This window comes from Scytonema sp. NUACC21 (assembly GCF_054684315.1).
In genome coordinates, this window is record NZ_BAAFZH010000080.1 from 11,870 (window position 1) to 27,262 (window position 15,393).

At 43.2% G+C, this 15,393-nt stretch carries 13 protein-coding genes and 2 pseudogenes; 5 read left to right on the forward strand and 10 right to left on the reverse strand.

The window, feature by feature from the left end:
• Positions 1–275 precede the first annotated feature (275 nt).
• Both ACYRY3_RS17750 and ACYRY3_RS17755 read left to right on the forward strand, forming a co-directional pair.
• A pseudogene (locus ACYRY3_RS17750) lies at positions 276–1,319 on the forward strand (ABC1 kinase family protein); the annotation flags it as partial.
• 119 nt (positions 1,320–1,438) lie between these two features.
• A complete protein-coding gene (locus ACYRY3_RS17755) occupies positions 1,439–1,813 on the forward strand; it encodes a hypothetical protein (protein ID WP_460202943.1) in 375 nt (124 codons plus the stop codon).
• Between the two features lie 401 nt (positions 1,814–2,214).
• Here ACYRY3_RS17755 and ACYRY3_RS17760 read toward each other — a convergent pair whose 3' ends face one another.
• Positions 2,215–3,174, reverse strand: a complete 960-nt coding sequence (locus ACYRY3_RS17760) for an aldo/keto reductase family protein (RefSeq protein WP_460202944.1) — start codon at positions 3,172–3,174, stop codon at positions 2,215–2,217.
• A 641-nt stretch (positions 3,175–3,815) separates the two neighbouring features.
• Between ACYRY3_RS17760 and ACYRY3_RS17765 the strand changes: the two genes are divergently transcribed.
• Positions 3,816–4,088 carry a D-glutamate cyclase family protein gene (locus ACYRY3_RS17765; RefSeq protein ID WP_460202945.1) on the forward strand — a complete coding sequence of 91 codons (273 nt, stop codon included), beginning with the start codon at positions 3,816–3,818 and terminating at the stop codon, positions 4,086–4,088.
• Here the strand turns inward: ACYRY3_RS17765 and ACYRY3_RS17770 are convergent.
• The 6 genes from ACYRY3_RS17770 to ACYRY3_RS17795 form a co-directional block, all read right to left on the reverse strand.
• A complete protein-coding gene (locus ACYRY3_RS17770) occupies positions 4,051–5,085 on the reverse strand; it encodes an NADP-dependent oxidoreductase (protein ID WP_460202946.1) in 1,035 nt (344 codons plus the stop codon). The genes ACYRY3_RS17765 and ACYRY3_RS17770 overlap by 38 nt on opposite strands.
• A 210-nt stretch (positions 5,086–5,295) precedes the next feature.
• Positions 5,296–5,688 carry a hypothetical protein gene (locus tag ACYRY3_RS17775; protein WP_460202947.1) on the reverse strand — a complete coding sequence of 131 codons (393 nt, stop codon included), beginning with the start codon at positions 5,686–5,688 and terminating at the stop codon, positions 5,296–5,298.
• A gap of 246 nt (positions 5,689–5,934) precedes the next feature.
• Positions 5,935–6,405: a hypothetical protein gene (locus ACYRY3_RS17780; RefSeq protein WP_460202948.1), complete on the reverse strand. Its 471-nt coding sequence runs from the start codon at positions 6,403–6,405 to the stop codon at positions 5,935–5,937.
• 202 nt (positions 6,406–6,607) lie between these two features.
• Positions 6,608–7,471, reverse strand: a complete 864-nt coding sequence (locus ACYRY3_RS17785; protein ID WP_460202949.1) for an MBL fold metallo-hydrolase — start codon at positions 7,469–7,471, stop codon at positions 6,608–6,610.
• A gap of 133 nt (positions 7,472–7,604) precedes the next feature.
• Positions 7,605–7,907 (reverse strand): hypothetical protein, encoded by a 303-nt coding sequence (locus ACYRY3_RS17790; protein WP_460202950.1) that lies wholly within the window; start codon positions 7,905–7,907, stop codon positions 7,605–7,607.
• Positions 7,908–8,046: 139 nt separating this feature from the next.
• Positions 8,047–9,930 carry a glycoside hydrolase family 2 protein gene (locus tag ACYRY3_RS17795; protein WP_460202951.1) on the reverse strand — a complete coding sequence of 628 codons (1,884 nt, stop codon included), beginning with the start codon at positions 9,928–9,930 and terminating at the stop codon, positions 8,047–8,049.
• 945 nt (positions 9,931–10,875) lie between these two features.
• Here ACYRY3_RS17795 and ACYRY3_RS17800 point away from each other — a divergent pair.
• Complete coding sequence (locus tag ACYRY3_RS17800; protein WP_460202952.1) at positions 10,876–11,085, forward strand: hypothetical protein; 210 nt, start codon at positions 10,876–10,878, stop codon at positions 11,083–11,085.
• Positions 11,086–11,126: 41 nt separating this feature from the next.
• On the opposite strand, the gene ACYRY3_RS17805 is transcribed toward ACYRY3_RS17800, so the two are convergent.
• From ACYRY3_RS17805 to ACYRY3_RS17815, 3 genes and pseudogenes are all read right to left on the reverse strand, one after another.
• Positions 11,127–11,267 carry a hypothetical protein gene (locus ACYRY3_RS17805; protein ID WP_460202953.1) on the reverse strand — a complete coding sequence of 47 codons (141 nt, stop codon included), beginning with the start codon at positions 11,265–11,267 and terminating at the stop codon, positions 11,127–11,129.
• Positions 11,268–11,808: 541 nt separating this feature from the next.
• A pseudogene (locus ACYRY3_RS17810) lies at positions 11,809–12,450 on the reverse strand (galactokinase); the annotation flags it as partial.
• 362 nt (positions 12,451–12,812) lie between these two features.
• Entirely contained in the window at positions 12,813–14,276 is a 1,464-nt protein-coding gene (locus tag ACYRY3_RS17815; protein ID WP_460202954.1) for a hypothetical protein, read from the reverse strand.
• Between the two features lie 342 nt (positions 14,277–14,618).
• On the opposite strand from ACYRY3_RS17815, the gene ACYRY3_RS17820 reads away from it, so the two are divergent.
• Positions 14,619–15,356 carry a peptidoglycan-binding domain-containing protein gene (locus ACYRY3_RS17820; protein ID WP_460203029.1) on the forward strand — a complete coding sequence of 246 codons (738 nt, stop codon included), beginning with the start codon at positions 14,619–14,621 and terminating at the stop codon, positions 15,354–15,356.
• Positions 15,357–15,393 lie beyond the last annotated feature (37 nt).

Here is a 15,393-nt window from a genome sequence, read left to right on the forward strand (position 1 = left end):
CAAAAGCGGGTAACTATGTCCAGTAATTAAGTTGCAGTTACTAGCCCCACAGGTTCTTCCAATGCAGAAGTTTCTACCCAGGATATTAATGAAGTGGTAGATTGGCTACGGGGGCAAGAAAAGTTGGGGGAGTAGCCAAGCAACTAATCTCAGGCTCAACCGCTTCTTTTTTGAACAAAGATGTTGAGCGCAGTCCCTACCTATAAGGAAGTTTAGGTAGGGTTAGCGAAACCAGTATAGAAATGCGTAGCAACGATTTATTCGGGGTTCTCTTAGAAAAATTTGCTACTAACTTCCGCAATGACCTGCGGGTAAAAGTACCAGCTATCTATTGGCGCTATACCAACACCACCGTTCTGACCTTAGAATGGATTAACGGCTTTAAACTTACGGATACTAAGCGCATTCGTGAAGCAGGTTTAGATCCAGAGGGAATAATCCAGATTGGTGTTACATCCGGTTTGCAACAGCTCTTAGAACATGGATTCTTTCATGCTGACCCCCATCCAGGCAATTTATTTGCTTTGCCCGATGGTCGTATGGCTTACATTGACTTCGGCATGATGGATCAGTTGAGTGAAACTACCAAAGAAACTTTAGTGGATGCAATCGTGCATCTTGTCAACAAAGACTATGGTGACTTGGCTGAGGATTATGTAAAGTTAGGTTTTCTCACACCAGATACAGATATTCGCCCCATAATACCAGCACTAGAAGCGGTCTTAGGGGATGCAATTAGCAAAAATGTGGGGGACTTTAACTTTAAAACTATTACAGACAAGTTCTCAGAACTGATGTATGAGTATCCTTTCCGAGTTCCCGCACAATTTGCTTTGATTATACGTTCTTTGGTGACCCAAGAAGGTATTGCCCTCAGCCTTAATCCAAATTTCAAAATTGTTGAGGTCGCCTATCCCTACGTGGCAAGACGATTGCTGACAGGGGAAACTCCCCAATTCCGGCGACGGTTGCTCAATATCCTTTTCAAGAATGGCAAGTTCCAGTGGCAAAGATTGGAAAGTTTAGTTGCGATCGCCCGCACAGACAGTAACTTTGATGTTTTGCCCACAGCCCAGTTAGGTTTCCAATACCTGGTATCTGAGGAAGGCAAATTTCTCCGAAGACAGTTGGTGCTTGCTCTTACCGAAGATGACCGCCTTCACACCGAAGAAGTCCAACGCCTGTGGAATTTGGTTAAAGACGATATAAAACCCGCTCGCTTATTAGACGTGGCAATTGAACTGTTAACAGAGTTATCAAGAGAAAGTGTAGCTGCTATTTTACCAAAATCTGCTGCAGCTTTTGGTAGCAAACCCTGAATTCAGGTTTCAGTTATCAGTTGTCAGTTATCAATGGTAAGTTTTTCTTTATGACTTTCTTTAACTGTTAACTTTTAACTGTTAACCGTTTATTTACCCAATACCCATCAGGAGTTTTCATGTACTACTATCCTCAAGAACCACCTTACGTTTTGTTAGTGGTTGGACTTTTTGCGGCACTAGCTTCTGGTGTAGCTTTAGCCGGAACATTGAAATTAATTGTACAGAAATGGCAGAATGATGGTGCAGAAACTTCTGGTTCTCGAATGTCGGTTAGACAATTGTCTCTACCATTTCTGGGGATAACAGCTGGTGTATGTCTGTTTCTCTGTGCGGGTTTTGAAATATTTGGTTTTCCACCCTTTCTTGCTTATGCAGTTGGTGTGCCAGTTACCTTTCTAACTTGCTTGCTTGTTTGGTTCCAGTTAGGAAGTATGCTGGCTTATGTGGAACGCCAAGGAATGCAATCTCTAGATTTAGATTCTTTAAGATAGAGAAGTAGGCAAAACGAAGTAATTCGTAGTTAATTGGAGTAATTCAGTTAACTGACTTCACCAGACTCAGCATAGAACTGTTGATTCTATGTTGTTATGACCATAAGAATATTTGACATAACACGTAAGAGGGCGAACAACCGTATGCCTCCTTTGTCGGCAAGCTACGCTAACGCCCCCAAATTGTCTTTATATCACCCTTGTACAGATGTTTAACAATTTGGTTCTAGATCGGGGGACTAGCTACGCATCCCCTGGTAGGTCTTTAACTCTTGCCTCTAACGTAGTCAGTTAAGACTTAGGCTGGTCAGATGGGCTTTTTCAAGCCCACAGCTAAAGCCGTGGGGTTTCTGACTTTCCGGCTCGTTTCGAGATGGGAATCAAAATTAGTTCTCTCCTAGCTAACGAGCGGCTGTGTAAGGTAAAGCAGGTGCAAGCACGCCATCAATCTCGCGCAACACGTCATCGCTTAAGTTGATACCTGATGCGCCTGCATTATCTACTACTTGTTCGGGACGGCTTGCACCAATGATGGCAGAGGACACCTGCCCATCTCGTAACACCCATGCTAACGCCAGTTGAGGCATTGAGATATTTAATCGCTGTGCGATTGGCTTGAGGTTTTGCACGGCAGCCAGAACGAGATCGCTACGCAACTCTCCCATAAACCCATTCATCTGCTCATTTGCCGCACGGGAATCTTGAGGTGGTACAACGCCTGGTTGATATTTTCCAGTCAGAACACCTTGCGCTAGGGGAGACCAGACAATTTGAGTTATGCCATTAGCCGCACACAATGGAAATACTTCAGCTTCAGGTTTACGCCATAGCATTGAGTATTGCGGCTGGCTAGATACGAATTGTTCAACATTAGGAAGATTCAACGCCGCTTGAATCTGTGCTGGGCTCCACTCACTAAAGCCAATGTAACGAGCCTTTCCTTGCCGGACAACATCGGTCAATGCTGTCATTGTTTCTTCTAGTGGGGTATTCACGTCATAGCGATGGCACTGATAGAGATCGACATAATCTGTACGCAGTCGCTGCAATGAGGCATCGATTTGCTTGGAAATTTGGGCAGCAGATAATCCTTTGTCAGTGTCCGACATCGGAAAGTAAACTTTGGTTGCCAAGATGTAAGAGGTGCGATCGATACCCTGCAAAACTTCACCTAACAAAGATTCTGCTGCACCACGCCCATAGACATTAGCGGTGTCGATAAAATTAATGCCGACATCAAAAGCTTTGTGAATGCAAGCTTCTGCTTGTTGTCGTTCGACTCCACCACCGTAAGTTAACCAAGAGCCTAAACTGATTTCAGAAACATTAAGAGCGCTAGTGCCAAGTTGTCGATACTTCATCGTTAGGTCTTCCTTCAATCGTTAGTTTGTTGTAAGAATTCTAGAGTTCCATACTTTTCGATAATAACTGCCCAGATCAACTCTATCCATTAAGTTTTGCCCATTCTACATTGTGGTTCAATTCAGCGGTGCAATCAATGGCTAAACTCAGAAGAACCAGATTACTATATTAAACAATTTTGGATAAATTAAAAAGCTTCATCATTCTGGTTCCTTTTGGAATTGTCAGAGCTTCCAGTTTTTTAACATTTAAATTCAAAAATAGTGTAATTATTTTTTCTTCTTTCTGAGAGAGAATTACAGCTTAGACATTGCTCTGTCTAAAGTATGAATATTTATTTAAATTAAATGCAATTATTAATACACAAGCTCCACGTATGTTTTTGTTATTATGTTTTTATATATGCTGTTGCAACTAATAAATAAGAAAACAGTTTTTTCTATTGTTTAGAGCAAGAGCTTTTTTAAAAACCCATATTAGTGAACTTCGCGATCGCCTAAACGAGCTTCTCAGTAAAATGACATCGGACCGTGTTATATCTTTGACTTCTTATGACTTTATTCTCGAAGCTCTTTTCTATGCAGCTTCAATGTAAATTGATATTAAACTTTAAGTGCTTGATTGTTCATTAGTTGTTTCCATGCGTCGCCTTCCACGGAGGCAAGTCGTTCGAACTGTTGAAGTAACCAGTCGCTATTACAAAGCATATGGGTCTCCAATTCATATTGGCAGCCCAGATGCAATCGGCATTAGCACCTTAGAAAACCTGGATTATGGAGATGCTGTCACGCTCCGTGATGATGAAGTTCCTGTTTTTTGGGCGTGCGGAGTAACAACTCAAACGGCAATTCTTCAAGCAAAGCCTGAATTCGCAATTACTCACGCTCCTGGGCATATGTCGGATCGTCACTGACCTTAACAATCAATTTGCCAAAGTTTTTCCCTTGCAGTAAACCGATGAAGGCTTGGGGCGCGTTTTCCAAACCCTCTACAATGTCTTCTTTATACTTGAGCTTACCTTCCCGCAACCACTGAGAAACATCGTTTAAGAACTCTGTTTGACGATGTTGGTAATCACTCACAAGAAAACCTTTGATCAAAGCACGTTTAACCAACAGTGGCAACAAATTAGGACCAGGAGGAGAATTTTCTGCGTTATATTGTGAAATCAAACCTACCAATGGTATTCTTGCCCTAAGACTAATATGCTGCAAAGCTGCTTCTAAAATTGCACCAGCAGTATTGTCAAAGTAAACATCTATCCCGTTAGGACAAGCTGCTTTCAGTGCTGAACTCAATTCTTGAGTTTTGTGGTTAATACACGCATCAAAACCTAATTCTTTCACCGCGTAATCGCATTTCGCATCACTTCCAGCCACGCCCACTACCCGACAGCCTTTAATTTTGGCAATTTGACCTGCTACAGAACCCACTGCACCAGTTGCCGCAGAAACAACAACTGTTTCGCCTGCCTGAGGTTGCCCAATATCAAGTAGTGCAAAATACGCTGTCATTCCCGGCATACCCGTTACGCCCAAAGCATAGGATATGGGAGCTTGATTTGGGTCAAGCTTACGCAAAGTTTCACCTTTCGATACCCCATAAGCTTGCCAACCGTTATAACTTAGAACAAAATCACCTTCTGAGAATTGGGGATGGTTAGATTTCATCACTTGGCTAACTGTGCCACCCACCATGACAGAATTTAACTCCACAGGAGCGGCATAAGACTCGCGATCGCTCATGCGACCGCGCATATAGGGGTCAAGGGACAGGTATATAATACGGTTGAGTACTTCACCCTCCCCTGGTTCTAGAATTGGTGTTTCGACAATGGCGAAATCGTTCTCTTTTGGTTCTCCAACCGGGCGGCTTTTAAGTACGATTTGTTGGTTAATTGAACTAGACATTTACTAATCCTGCCTGTTTGCTCAATTGTTTTCTATCGATGCCACAAGTAGTAGTAGACTACCTATACAATAGCAAAGCTTGATGTAAGCTTTTTACCTGACATCTTGTAACTTCCCAATAAAGGAAAGGTGGGTCCCGCCCACCCTACGATCGGGATAAGCTTTTCTGGCTATGTTTTTCGATTAGGAGATGGTGGTGCAAGATATGAATTACTCTACAAGATTGACATCAGGATTAATTGGAAGTCCAATTTGGTCAGTATTTGGTAGTGTTCCTTGAACGTTAGTATCAGGTACGTCTGGATTGTTTTGAAGATGAACAGAACCTTTCTCCGACTGCTCTGGATCTGCCGAGTATGGTCCTGCAACAGTTGAAACTTCAGCAGTTTTGGCATCACCTGTTCCGGTTCCGGATGAGAAATTGGTGGCAATGGGATTGGCGATCGCTTCTCCTTGTGAGTTTGTGCTGTCCCCGGCTGCTGTGTTTGCGTCTAAAAGAGCACTTCCACCTGCATTGGGTGGTGCATAAACTTGAGCCTGTTGAGATGAGGCAACATTTTTATCTGGCTCTGTTGCTTGATTGGGCATAGATGCGTCATTCATTTCTCATTTCTCCTTAGATATGCTAAACACTTACTGTCGGCTCAATATCTTTCCTTCTCTCATATCTTGCACCATCACCTTATTGCAAAAATCAAACCCCAAAAAGCCGATCCCGATCGTAGGTAGGGCTATGCCGCACACTCCCTTATTGAGAAGGTGCAAGATGTCAGTTCTACTGGCATGACAACCCTATCACCAGAAACCAAAAAGGTGCTGGGTATTCCGAGTTGCTGTTTTCATCAACTCTCACTGTCCTAGAGATGAAGTTGGAGAACTCGATTGAATATTCTGTTGTACTTCTCGTACCTCCCACTGGCACCGTTTTTCATTTGGTCGATTGTAATTAATCGCCATTGTAAAAGTTCGTGACCGGACACTGTTGTCGCGGAAATTGACAACAGCCTTCGTATAGTTTCCTCCTGCAAGTGCCGTCCATTCCAACGCATTACGCCCATCATCTTGGTCGGGAATGAAGCGTACTTTATTTCTGACCCACTCTGGTGAGTCCCCAGGACGGACAAATAACAAATCCTCAACTATGTCCGCCACTCGTTCTAGGTAATCGGCGGAAATAAAACTACAATTATTAGGAGTGTCACCTTTAACTAACGCCAAGTAAGCAGGCTCACCAGAATAGTCTACTCTTTGGGCTTGGGCTCCAAAATTGGGGAAGAGAGTTAAGGTAATAGGCAGTATTAAGAAAAGCGCTTTTCTCATAGTTCAAATTCACGCTCGTATTTGCTACAAATGCCCCTCTAGCCCCCTTAAATTAAGAGGGTTGAGGGGATTGAAATCTGTAGCAAGGATAAAGAGAATTGGTATAACCCGTCTCTATTGAACATTCAAAAACAACTTTAATACTGGAACCTCTTCCATACAGCTAATTCTAATTCTCCTGAAGGGAGAACTCAGTTTAACTTCAACTGTGATGAACAATACCGGAATTTTCAACAGAGTTTGACTCGTTGGTGAATGCTTTGAACTCAATAGCGTCGTGACTGCAGAAGAGGCGCACGCCATTAGAGCGATCGAGGGATAAGTTACGGAGTCGGTCTTGATTGTAAAGCCGAGCTTTGCGGTCTACCTCCATCATCGACTGGTAAAAACGCAAACCGGGCGTACAGCGTCGTTTGGGAGAGCCCATTTCATGTCGGTAAAAGTAGGCGTCACCTGCGTGTAAGAGCCAACCCTCTGCTGTCTTGATGGCGATTCCGGCATGACCCCGTGTATGACCGGCAAGTGGAATGAGGAGAATCTCTGGTGGTAGCCCGTCCAGGTCGCGTACTGCCTCAAAGCCGAACCAAGGATCGCCCCCAGCTGAATAGAATTTCCAGCGTTTGACCTCGTCCCACTGATTCGGACAATAGCGTTGACTGGCAATGAAACCGCGCCGCTCCTGGGCAGCTTCAATCTCAGCCTGCATGACATGCACAGTTGCTTCGGGAAAATCCTCCAGACCACCGGCATGATCGAAATCGAGGTGGGTAAGCACAATGTGACGCACGTCGCGTGGACTAAAGCCAAGCTGCTCGATTTGATGGATTGCCGTGTATTTTCGCTCGAACTGAACGCCATTGAAATGAATGAAAAACGGGCTAATCCGCGAGCTACGTTCCTTAATATCACGCTGTCCGAAACCTGTATCAATGAGCACAAGCCCCTGGTTTGTCTCGACAAGCAGGCAATGGCAAACGAGATGGGCTGTTAGGCTGCGGCTAAAGCCATCGAAAAGCGGTCCACCAATTGGGCACATACAGCCGCAATTGAGATGATGAATGTGCATGAATAAATGGTTTTATGGAGATTAGAATTAATCCTAACAAGTCTGTCTAAGCTTGTTATTCCAACCTAGGTTGCGAACTCGTGCAATCTTATCTAAACCATAGGTTGATGAAAAAGAACCTCTTATTGACTAGTTAGCATAGGCACGACAACCAAAAGTTAACTTCTACAGCAATATCGAGAGAATCAGGAACTTTTGTTGCTTCAGGCTGAACCAACACAGTTGAATTAAGACCATCTTGGAATCGATCGGGGTTCAAATCACAGGGAAAAATAAAAATTTCTCTATTTTCCATTAGTACCTGGCTGTAGAGTGCGATCGCTTGTGCTAAATGGCAGGACATTAATACGTTCCAGGTTCCATCATAGGCGTAAACAATCACTCGTATTTTTTTATACTCTTTTACCGGAAGTGGACACTGCCAAGGCGATATCACAGCAAAAAATCCTCAACACGATATAAAGGTTTTACTGTAAATGTTTCTAATTTCGCAAGCTTCCGCTAAAAGAATGACGTGAACTACCCACCACTAACCCGGAGTACCGAGTATAGTGGGGGACTTACGCCGATGCCCGTTAACAGTGTGTGGGAGTACACAATCCTTCTCCTGAAAGAGTTGCAGCCCGGATCGCTTCCAGTGGAATTTTCGGCGTGCGATCCATATATAACAACCCATTGGCTTCTTGGAAGGTATCTGTAAACTGCGTGTAACAAAATCCGCTAAATAACTCAATATTATTGACCGTTTCCAGCAAGGCGGTGTATTTCATTTCTAACTCCGAAATATTCGAGCTGTGCTGGTATCCCCAAGCTTTATGGGTTTCAGGTCGGTCGTCAGGGGCATAGGCGATACCTCCAAACTCGCTCAGCATAACTGGCTGTCCTTGATGAGGATAACCGTCGAGGGTGAGAACACGCCCTCCAGGACGCCGACGATCGAATAAATCTGATAGCTTTACTTCAGATCCATAACGACGAGCCAAGTGTTGCGGATTGGTGTCGTAGTCATGGATAGCGAGAATATCTGTATCTGTACTTTCCCAGCCATCATTGCCAATCACTGGGCGAGTTGGATCGAGGGTCTTGGTCAAGTGATATATTGCCAAAACGTAGTTCCGGTGAGCCGCCGTCTCAACCAGATTTGGAACTCCCCAAGATTCATTAAAAGGTACCCAAGCCACAATACAGGGGTGATTGATATCACGCTTAATAACTGCAGTCCACTCGTGGGTCATTCGCTCCACAGCTTTAGCCGTAAAGCGATAGGCACTAGGCATCTCTTCCCAGACTAACAGCCCCAGCACGTCTGCCCAATATAAAAAGCGAGGGTCTTCAATTTTTTGATGTTTGCGGACGCCATTAAAACCCATTGCTTTTACGAGTTCTACATCGCGTCGCAGCGCCCCGTCATCGGGTGCAGTCATGAGGCTATCGAACCAGTAGCCTTGGTCAAGCACCAGGCGTAAATAGTAGGGACGACCGTTGAGCATAAAGCGATCGCGCTGTATGCTTACTGTCCGCAGCGCAGTGTAAGATTTAACTTCATCTACCAGTTGGTCTTTGTACCACAATTGAATATCAGCATTGATTAAGGTTGGCTTTTCCGGGCTCCACAGTAATTCGTTGCGGTAGTCATCGATACCAGGGTCGGAAAGGGTGATGCGGCGGTTAACCTCCCCGTTGAATACTTCATAGGTATCGTTCGCTAGCACCTTATCGCCAACAGACAGTTTTACCTTTATTTGTACCCCCGAAGCAGGAGCATCACCCGCAATCGCAGCGTAACAACCAATTTCCCACCGCTCGAAGTCGGGAGTCCAGCAAATGCGATCGATATAAGTCGCACCTACACGCTCAATCCAGACTGTCTGCCAAATACCTGTAGTACGAGGATACCAAAGACTGTGGGGTTCAAGCTGCCAATCTTGCTTCCCCCTTGGCTTGGCAAGGTCTTGAGGGTCGTCCTGCGCCCAAACGGTTACTTTCGCGATAGCTTCGCTCCTGCCCTTTGGGCAGATCGCGCACCCCTTTAAGACAGGGGTAATATCGATAGTAAAAGGAGTATGTCCGCCTTCATGCTCACCCATGTAGCGGTCGTTTACCCAGACACGAGCCCGATAGTCCACAGCACCAAAATGTAGTAGCAATCTACCATCACCTGGTGGTATTTCAAATTCTCGCTCATACCAACAGTTCGAGTGAAATCCCATATCCCCTATACCACTTCTTGCAGATTCAGGCGCAAAGGGAACTTCTATACAATGTGTCCACTGGCTAACATCACCAGGGTCAGTGCATTTCCCCTCGTCATCAAATGCGAACCTCCACATACCGTTTAGACTTTGCCAATGCGATCGCTGCAACTGGGGACGCGGGTATGCTGTGTTCATCGTGCCGAAACGCATATCAGCATAACAGCTTAGTTTAACCTCACGATTTTCCGACTCCAACACGTCCATCTCAATCTACATCCTAACTCTTCTAAAAAATTAATTTTTGACAACTCGCCTTTTTCAAATCTTTCGTTGAATATTCTTTTTACGACCGCCTATATTTTGTCACTTACCTCTAACTACATTATCTTTTAGAAACACATGCTCATACCCTCTTCTAATTCCTATTTTATACTATTTTAATAGGAATTTGTTTAGGTATTTTTGAATTTTAAAATTATTACAAAATCGTCTTGTTAGTAGAAATGTTTGACGCGCAGAATGTGTTTTCCCTTGGCTAAGCATTTGGACTCAGAATACGAGTGCGATCGCGTAGCGTGTCCGTACTTATATTTAAGGTTCTTAATTTTTTCCTACAACGGCAGTTGCTACAACGGGGGGCTTTGGGCTTCTCATGAAGTGGGGTTAGGGGGAGATCCCCGCAATGCACTGCCTCCCCTACACCCAGTCCCAGTAAGAGGTTCACGTTTTCTTAGTCAGATTCCTTCTAAAAAACTTGACATATATCTATCTTAGGTTATAGTTTATTTAGCCTATACAAACTGATAATTAAAACTTTTCAACAGTATGATAAGTACATTCGTATTGTGTATTATCTTTGTCAGTCTATAGGTATACATTTTTAAGTTAAAAGGCATAAGCTTAGATTCATAAATATCTATCCATTTGTTTGGATAGAATTCACTCTGGTATAGCTACCCTGGCTGTACCACAGATATTGGTTTGTTTTCTTTGCAACCATGACAACAATATTAAAATCATTTATATTGTTGCTACATCAAGTGGGTGTCAGTAAAACAAAAAGTTTTCGACAAGCCTAGAGTTAGTATTACTGCCTTGTAATACATAGCGAGGCATTAAAGTACTAATGTCAATTACTTTACAACACCGTTGCTAAAATAAGAGCATGAAGAAGAATTCTCTCACTTGCCAGATATGTATGTTGGTCAGATGAGCTTGACAGAAACGTGCTATGCTCGGCAAGGAACTGGTTTAAATATTGCTCACCGCTTCTTTACTCGTGGCGATCCAAACATTACTATTGCAGTTCTTGATACAGGTGTAGAGTCAGATCATCCTGAATTAACAGATTCTTTGCTGCCAGGAAATGACTTTGTTCATATTATTGATGAGGCTGGACAATTTATCGGCAAGCACTAGGGTTACGATCGCCATCCTGATGACGAAGTTGGTCATGGGACTCATGTAACAGGCATTATTGCAGCTAAGGGAATAGCAACTCCGGTCGGTGTTGTACCACAATGCTGAATTCTACCAGTAAGAGTATTGGGAATGGTGAAGTCTGGTAATAGACTGATAGGAGCCGGATTGGTTGATAACATAAATGCTGGTTTAAAATGGGCGATCAACTTTATGGAGAATTAATAGAATTTTGTTTTAATCTGACTCCTTTAATTCAAGCTTTTTATCAACTTCAATTACTTAGTTTCCATGACAAAACTCCAAGATACGGATAAATCAGCCGATACGGAAAAAGTTTCTAGCCATCTAACGAACTAGAAACTTTTTACAATGTTAATGTTGTTCTTCTCGCTTAGGTTAACTCTTCAGACTCTTTTTGTTTTTCTGTCAAAGGAAGAATTTTATGTTAAGTTTTTCAGTGAGCAGAGATACAAAGCCAGAACGTAAGTAGGTCGGTAAGAAAAAACGTAACTGGTAAGGGTCGTCCTCAGTCATTTGTTATTTGTCATTGGTAAGGGTTTTAGAGGTAGGTTGGGTTGAGGAACGAAACCCAATAATAAGGGTTCAATGTTGGCAGCAATACTGGTGGGCTTCAGCCCTACCTACACAATACTCGCATAGCACGGGCGAGGACGCCCGTCCCACAAGAGAAAGTTGGATATTTTTTTATCTGGAAGTCCCTTAATCTCCTGTCGGAGCGACAGCCGGAACCAAAATTCTTCCGTTGTAACCTGCTTGGTTGTATTGTTCGAGAACCTGATAAGCGATCGCACTTGCCTCTTTGGCTGCAACCAAAGCAACGCAAGCTCCTCCAAAACCAGCACCTGTAAGCCTTGCACCAAAAACTCCAGGGGTTTTTTGCAGCATTTCTACCAATGTATCCAATGCGGGTACAGAAACTTCGTAATCGTCCCGTAAACTAGCGTGGGATGCGTTCATCAATTCACCAAAGCGCTGTAGAGAAGCAGTATCTTGGGTCTCCACCATTTGCACAACTTCTAAAACGCGGTTATTTTCAGTAACCACGTGACGGGCACGACGTCGCAGTGGTTCGGGTAATCCCTCTGTTGTGCTACTGTCAGTAATATCTCGTAGCGCCTTCACCCCCAATAATCGCGCCGCCTCTTCACACTCGGCACGACGTTGGTTGTAGCCGGTGGTTGCAAGAGTACGAGGCACACCGCTATCTACTACCACAATCTCTGCTCCTCTAGGGAAAGCCAACAGGCGACGTTCTAAGGTACGAGTATCCAGAAACAGCATATGCTCGGTGTCAGCGAGGCTCGAAGCCATCTGATCCATAATGCCGCATTGCACGCCACTGGTGTCGCCAATTCAATAATTTGTGGGACTATAGGGTGAGTCATGCAGCTATTCCAACAAAAAAAGTGGGTCATTGCCCACTTCCTGCGATAGGGATATCTTCCAAGAAGTCTTGAAGCGAACCTAAAAATTAGGTTCACTCTTAACCCTAGTTTAGCGCATTTTTTCTGAGATCGCGTGCCAACACTTGTTTCAAACCGTCTTTTCTCTGAAACTTAGGTTAAGCTTACCCAACTCTCTAAGTTGTCAATGGTTTGAGCTTTACACAGTCAATCATTCATTATTGTTCACAACCCTGAGGCTACTATTATACACTTTTCCACTCCCTTTGTTTTCCGGGAAAATTTAATAAGAATTTATAATTAATTCTTTTCCTTGGGGCTCAGCATTACAGAACGGTGAGCGCTTTTGTGCTTTGCTGTAGGTTGAACTGAGGGTTTTGTTCTCAGCTGTCGGGTTTGCTCCAACACTTGAGTCATGTCCTCACGTGATAATTGCTGAACGTAGTTGAGCTTGACTTCTTCTAAAAAATCCAATAACAAGTTCTGAACTTCAGACAGTACCTGTTTTTTTTGCAATTCTGCTCCAAAGGCGTCGGTAAATCCCGCTATCAGTTGACCCGAGAGTTTCGCCCCAATAGGGTCTTCTGCTGCACTCACGATCGCGCCATAAAGGTTAGTCGTAATTAGAGTTGCTAGTTCCTCGCCAAGTTGAGTTTGTATTTGTTCCATTCCGGGAAAATTTTGCAAGTTCCGAGAAACAGGAGCTTGTTTGAGGGCACTATTTATAGTGTGGCGCACAATAGCAGTTATCTCTGGCTGAATTTTCGGTAATACCTGGTAAACAAGTATTTGTACAAGGATCGCTCCAATGGCTTCGACTTCATTAACGTTATTAATATCTATGTAAGGGCGTAGGTTCCCTTTTTGCTGTAGCCATCGTCTGAGTTCGCCCCGCTCTATAGACCCTTGAATCTGGTTGATTACCCTCACCACCACGATTTCCGTGAGTTCTTCCGCAAAATTGGCTACAATTCCTTGATGAATTTGCTGGCGTATTGGTTGAAGGTTTGCTAACTTAGCTTGGTCCAAACGTATTAATACTGATATAATTCTTAACCATCTCCAGAAAGGTAACAGTAAAAATAAGTCGTACCAGCGCCACAAAACTGCATTGAACCAGCTAAAACCAGGATGACTGCGTTTGATATAGTAGCTCCTTGCTAGCAACTCTACAGCAAATATTACGAGAAATGGTAAGTCAATTATCCAAAAATTATTAATAAATTCACCATCTTCTCCTATGCGACGGTAGTAATTGGATGCAATTGCAGGTCGAATGCTATTGTTGAAAAAACTAATTTCTTGTCTCCAGCCTCGTTGTGATAAATACCCTTGAGTCCAAAAAGTAGAAAAAGCTTTTTTCGATGATTCTACGTTAATGCGCGATCGCATTCGATTTTTTATTTTTTCTAGGGTACCGCTCTTTCCGATCCCTGAAAAGGGATTGCTATCAATCATTTCAGTACTAAGACTGCGGAGTTCCGCTAGCTTTGTTTCTACTTGAGTTGATTGTAAACCAGTTTGACTAACCTGTTCTATAAGTGCATCTACTGTTTTTAGATAGGCAGCTGTTTCGCGATGGGCTTCAATCCCTTTAACTGGATCGTAGATCTGAGTTATCTTGGGAAGTCTTGCTAAATAAAAATTTCGCCAAGGAACATAACTCAAATCAAACAGAACTAAGATTAAATTTGCTGAAGCCAGAAGTGCCATTAACCGCTCAAACCATAAATTTCGCGGTGTTATATCTTTTACATTAGTCATTTATTGGTATATAAGTTGTGAGGTCATTTGATAAGCAGATGAAAATTATTGTAAACAGCAATGAATTATTTCTCGAAGATCGCACCCCACACCCTAGTTTTGGTATATTATTGCACCTAATTGAAAACCACTATAGTATCTTGGGTTGTATCTTGTGTCTATTTTAAAATATATATATTTGGAGAGATGCCAAAAATAGGTATATTAAAAATAAAAAACTTTCTTAAACATCAATTAAACTTATCGAAAACTGGAAATTACCAGCCAAAAAGACGTTAAAGAAACATTAATTTAGCCATTAACGTCACAATCATGCTGATTTTACAACGAGGAGTTTTGTCCATGTGGTGTGGGTTTAAAAAACCAGGTATGACTATTGCTACAGTTTGCGCGATTGCAGCTGGTGTAGCAATTACAGACATAACCTTTGCGGCTAGAACATATACCGCCCAGCAATTTCGTTCTGTTTTACGGGGATTGGGTTACAATGTCAAAGTATCTAATGCTCCTTTAACGAATACAGATGCGAGGAACGCGATTTTAGCATTTCAAAAAGGATATAAGCTAAAACCTGCTGACGGAGTTGTAGGAGCGAAAACCCAAGATTTTGCAGCAGGTATTATTGAAATATTACAGGCAAACTTGAACTTGGTAGTTAAACCCAATCCGCCTCTACCCCGCAATCAATATTATGGTCCTCAGACAGAAGCGGCAGTTAGGGAGTATCAGAAAAAACTTGGTTTGAAGGAAACAGGAGTAGCTGACTTAGCCCTCAGGCAAAGACTTGACCAAGAGGCAAAAGCCCTTCTAAATAAGACAGAACCAGACTCAACGTCTGAACCAACACCTACAACTTCACCAACATCTAAACCAACACCTACAACTTCACCAACATCTAAACCAACACCTACAACTTCACCAACGCCTAAACCAGCACCTACTAGAAGACCGGCACCTGTCCCCCGGACTTCACCTACACCGACACCGACCTCTACACCTGAAGTCTCGCCAACGGCAACACCGACACCTGAAGCGACACAATCACCAACGCCCGCCCCGACTTCTACCCTCAACCAATAAATAAAAAGTAGAAAAGTTTTTCATCCCACCCCTAAAG

Excerpts from the sequence above, each read along its gene's own strand:
- ACYRY3_RS17755 (WP_460202943.1), top strand. The coding sequence starts at position 1,439 with ATGTACTACTATCCTCAAGAACCACCTTACGTTTTGTTAGTGGTTGGA.
- ACYRY3_RS17760 (WP_460202944.1), bottom strand. The coding sequence starts at position 3,174 with ATGAAGTATCGACAACTTGGCACTAGCGCTCTTAATGTTTCTGAAATC.
- ACYRY3_RS17765 (WP_460202945.1), top strand. The coding sequence starts at position 3,816 with ATGCGTCGCCTTCCACGGAGGCAAGTCGTTCGAACTGTTGAAGTAACC.
- ACYRY3_RS17770 (WP_460202946.1), bottom strand. The coding sequence starts at position 5,085 with ATGTCTAGTTCAATTAACCAACAAATCGTACTTAAAAGCCGCCCGGTT.
- ACYRY3_RS17775 (WP_460202947.1), bottom strand. The coding sequence starts at position 5,688 with ATGAATGACGCATCTATGCCCAATCAAGCAACAGAGCCAGATAAAAAT.
- ACYRY3_RS17780 (WP_460202948.1), bottom strand. The coding sequence starts at position 6,405 with ATGAGAAAAGCGCTTTTCTTAATACTGCCTATTACCTTAACTCTCTTC.
- ACYRY3_RS17785 (WP_460202949.1), bottom strand. The coding sequence starts at position 7,471 with ATGCACATTCATCATCTCAATTGCGGCTGTATGTGCCCAATTGGTGGA.
- ACYRY3_RS17795 (WP_460202951.1), bottom strand. The coding sequence starts at position 9,930 with ATGGACGTGTTGGAGTCGGAAAATCGTGAGGTTAAACTAAGCTGTTAT.
- ACYRY3_RS17800 (WP_460202952.1), top strand. The coding sequence starts at position 10,876 with ATGAGCTTGACAGAAACGTGCTATGCTCGGCAAGGAACTGGTTTAAAT.
- ACYRY3_RS17805 (WP_460202953.1), bottom strand. The coding sequence starts at position 11,267 with ATGTTATCAACCAATCCGGCTCCTATCAGTCTATTACCAGACTTCACC.
- ACYRY3_RS17815 (WP_460202954.1), bottom strand. The coding sequence starts at position 14,276 with ATGACTAATGTAAAAGATATAACACCGCGAAATTTATGGTTTGAGCGG.
- ACYRY3_RS17820 (WP_460203029.1), top strand. The coding sequence starts at position 14,619 with ATGTGGTGTGGGTTTAAAAAACCAGGTATGACTATTGCTACAGTTTGC.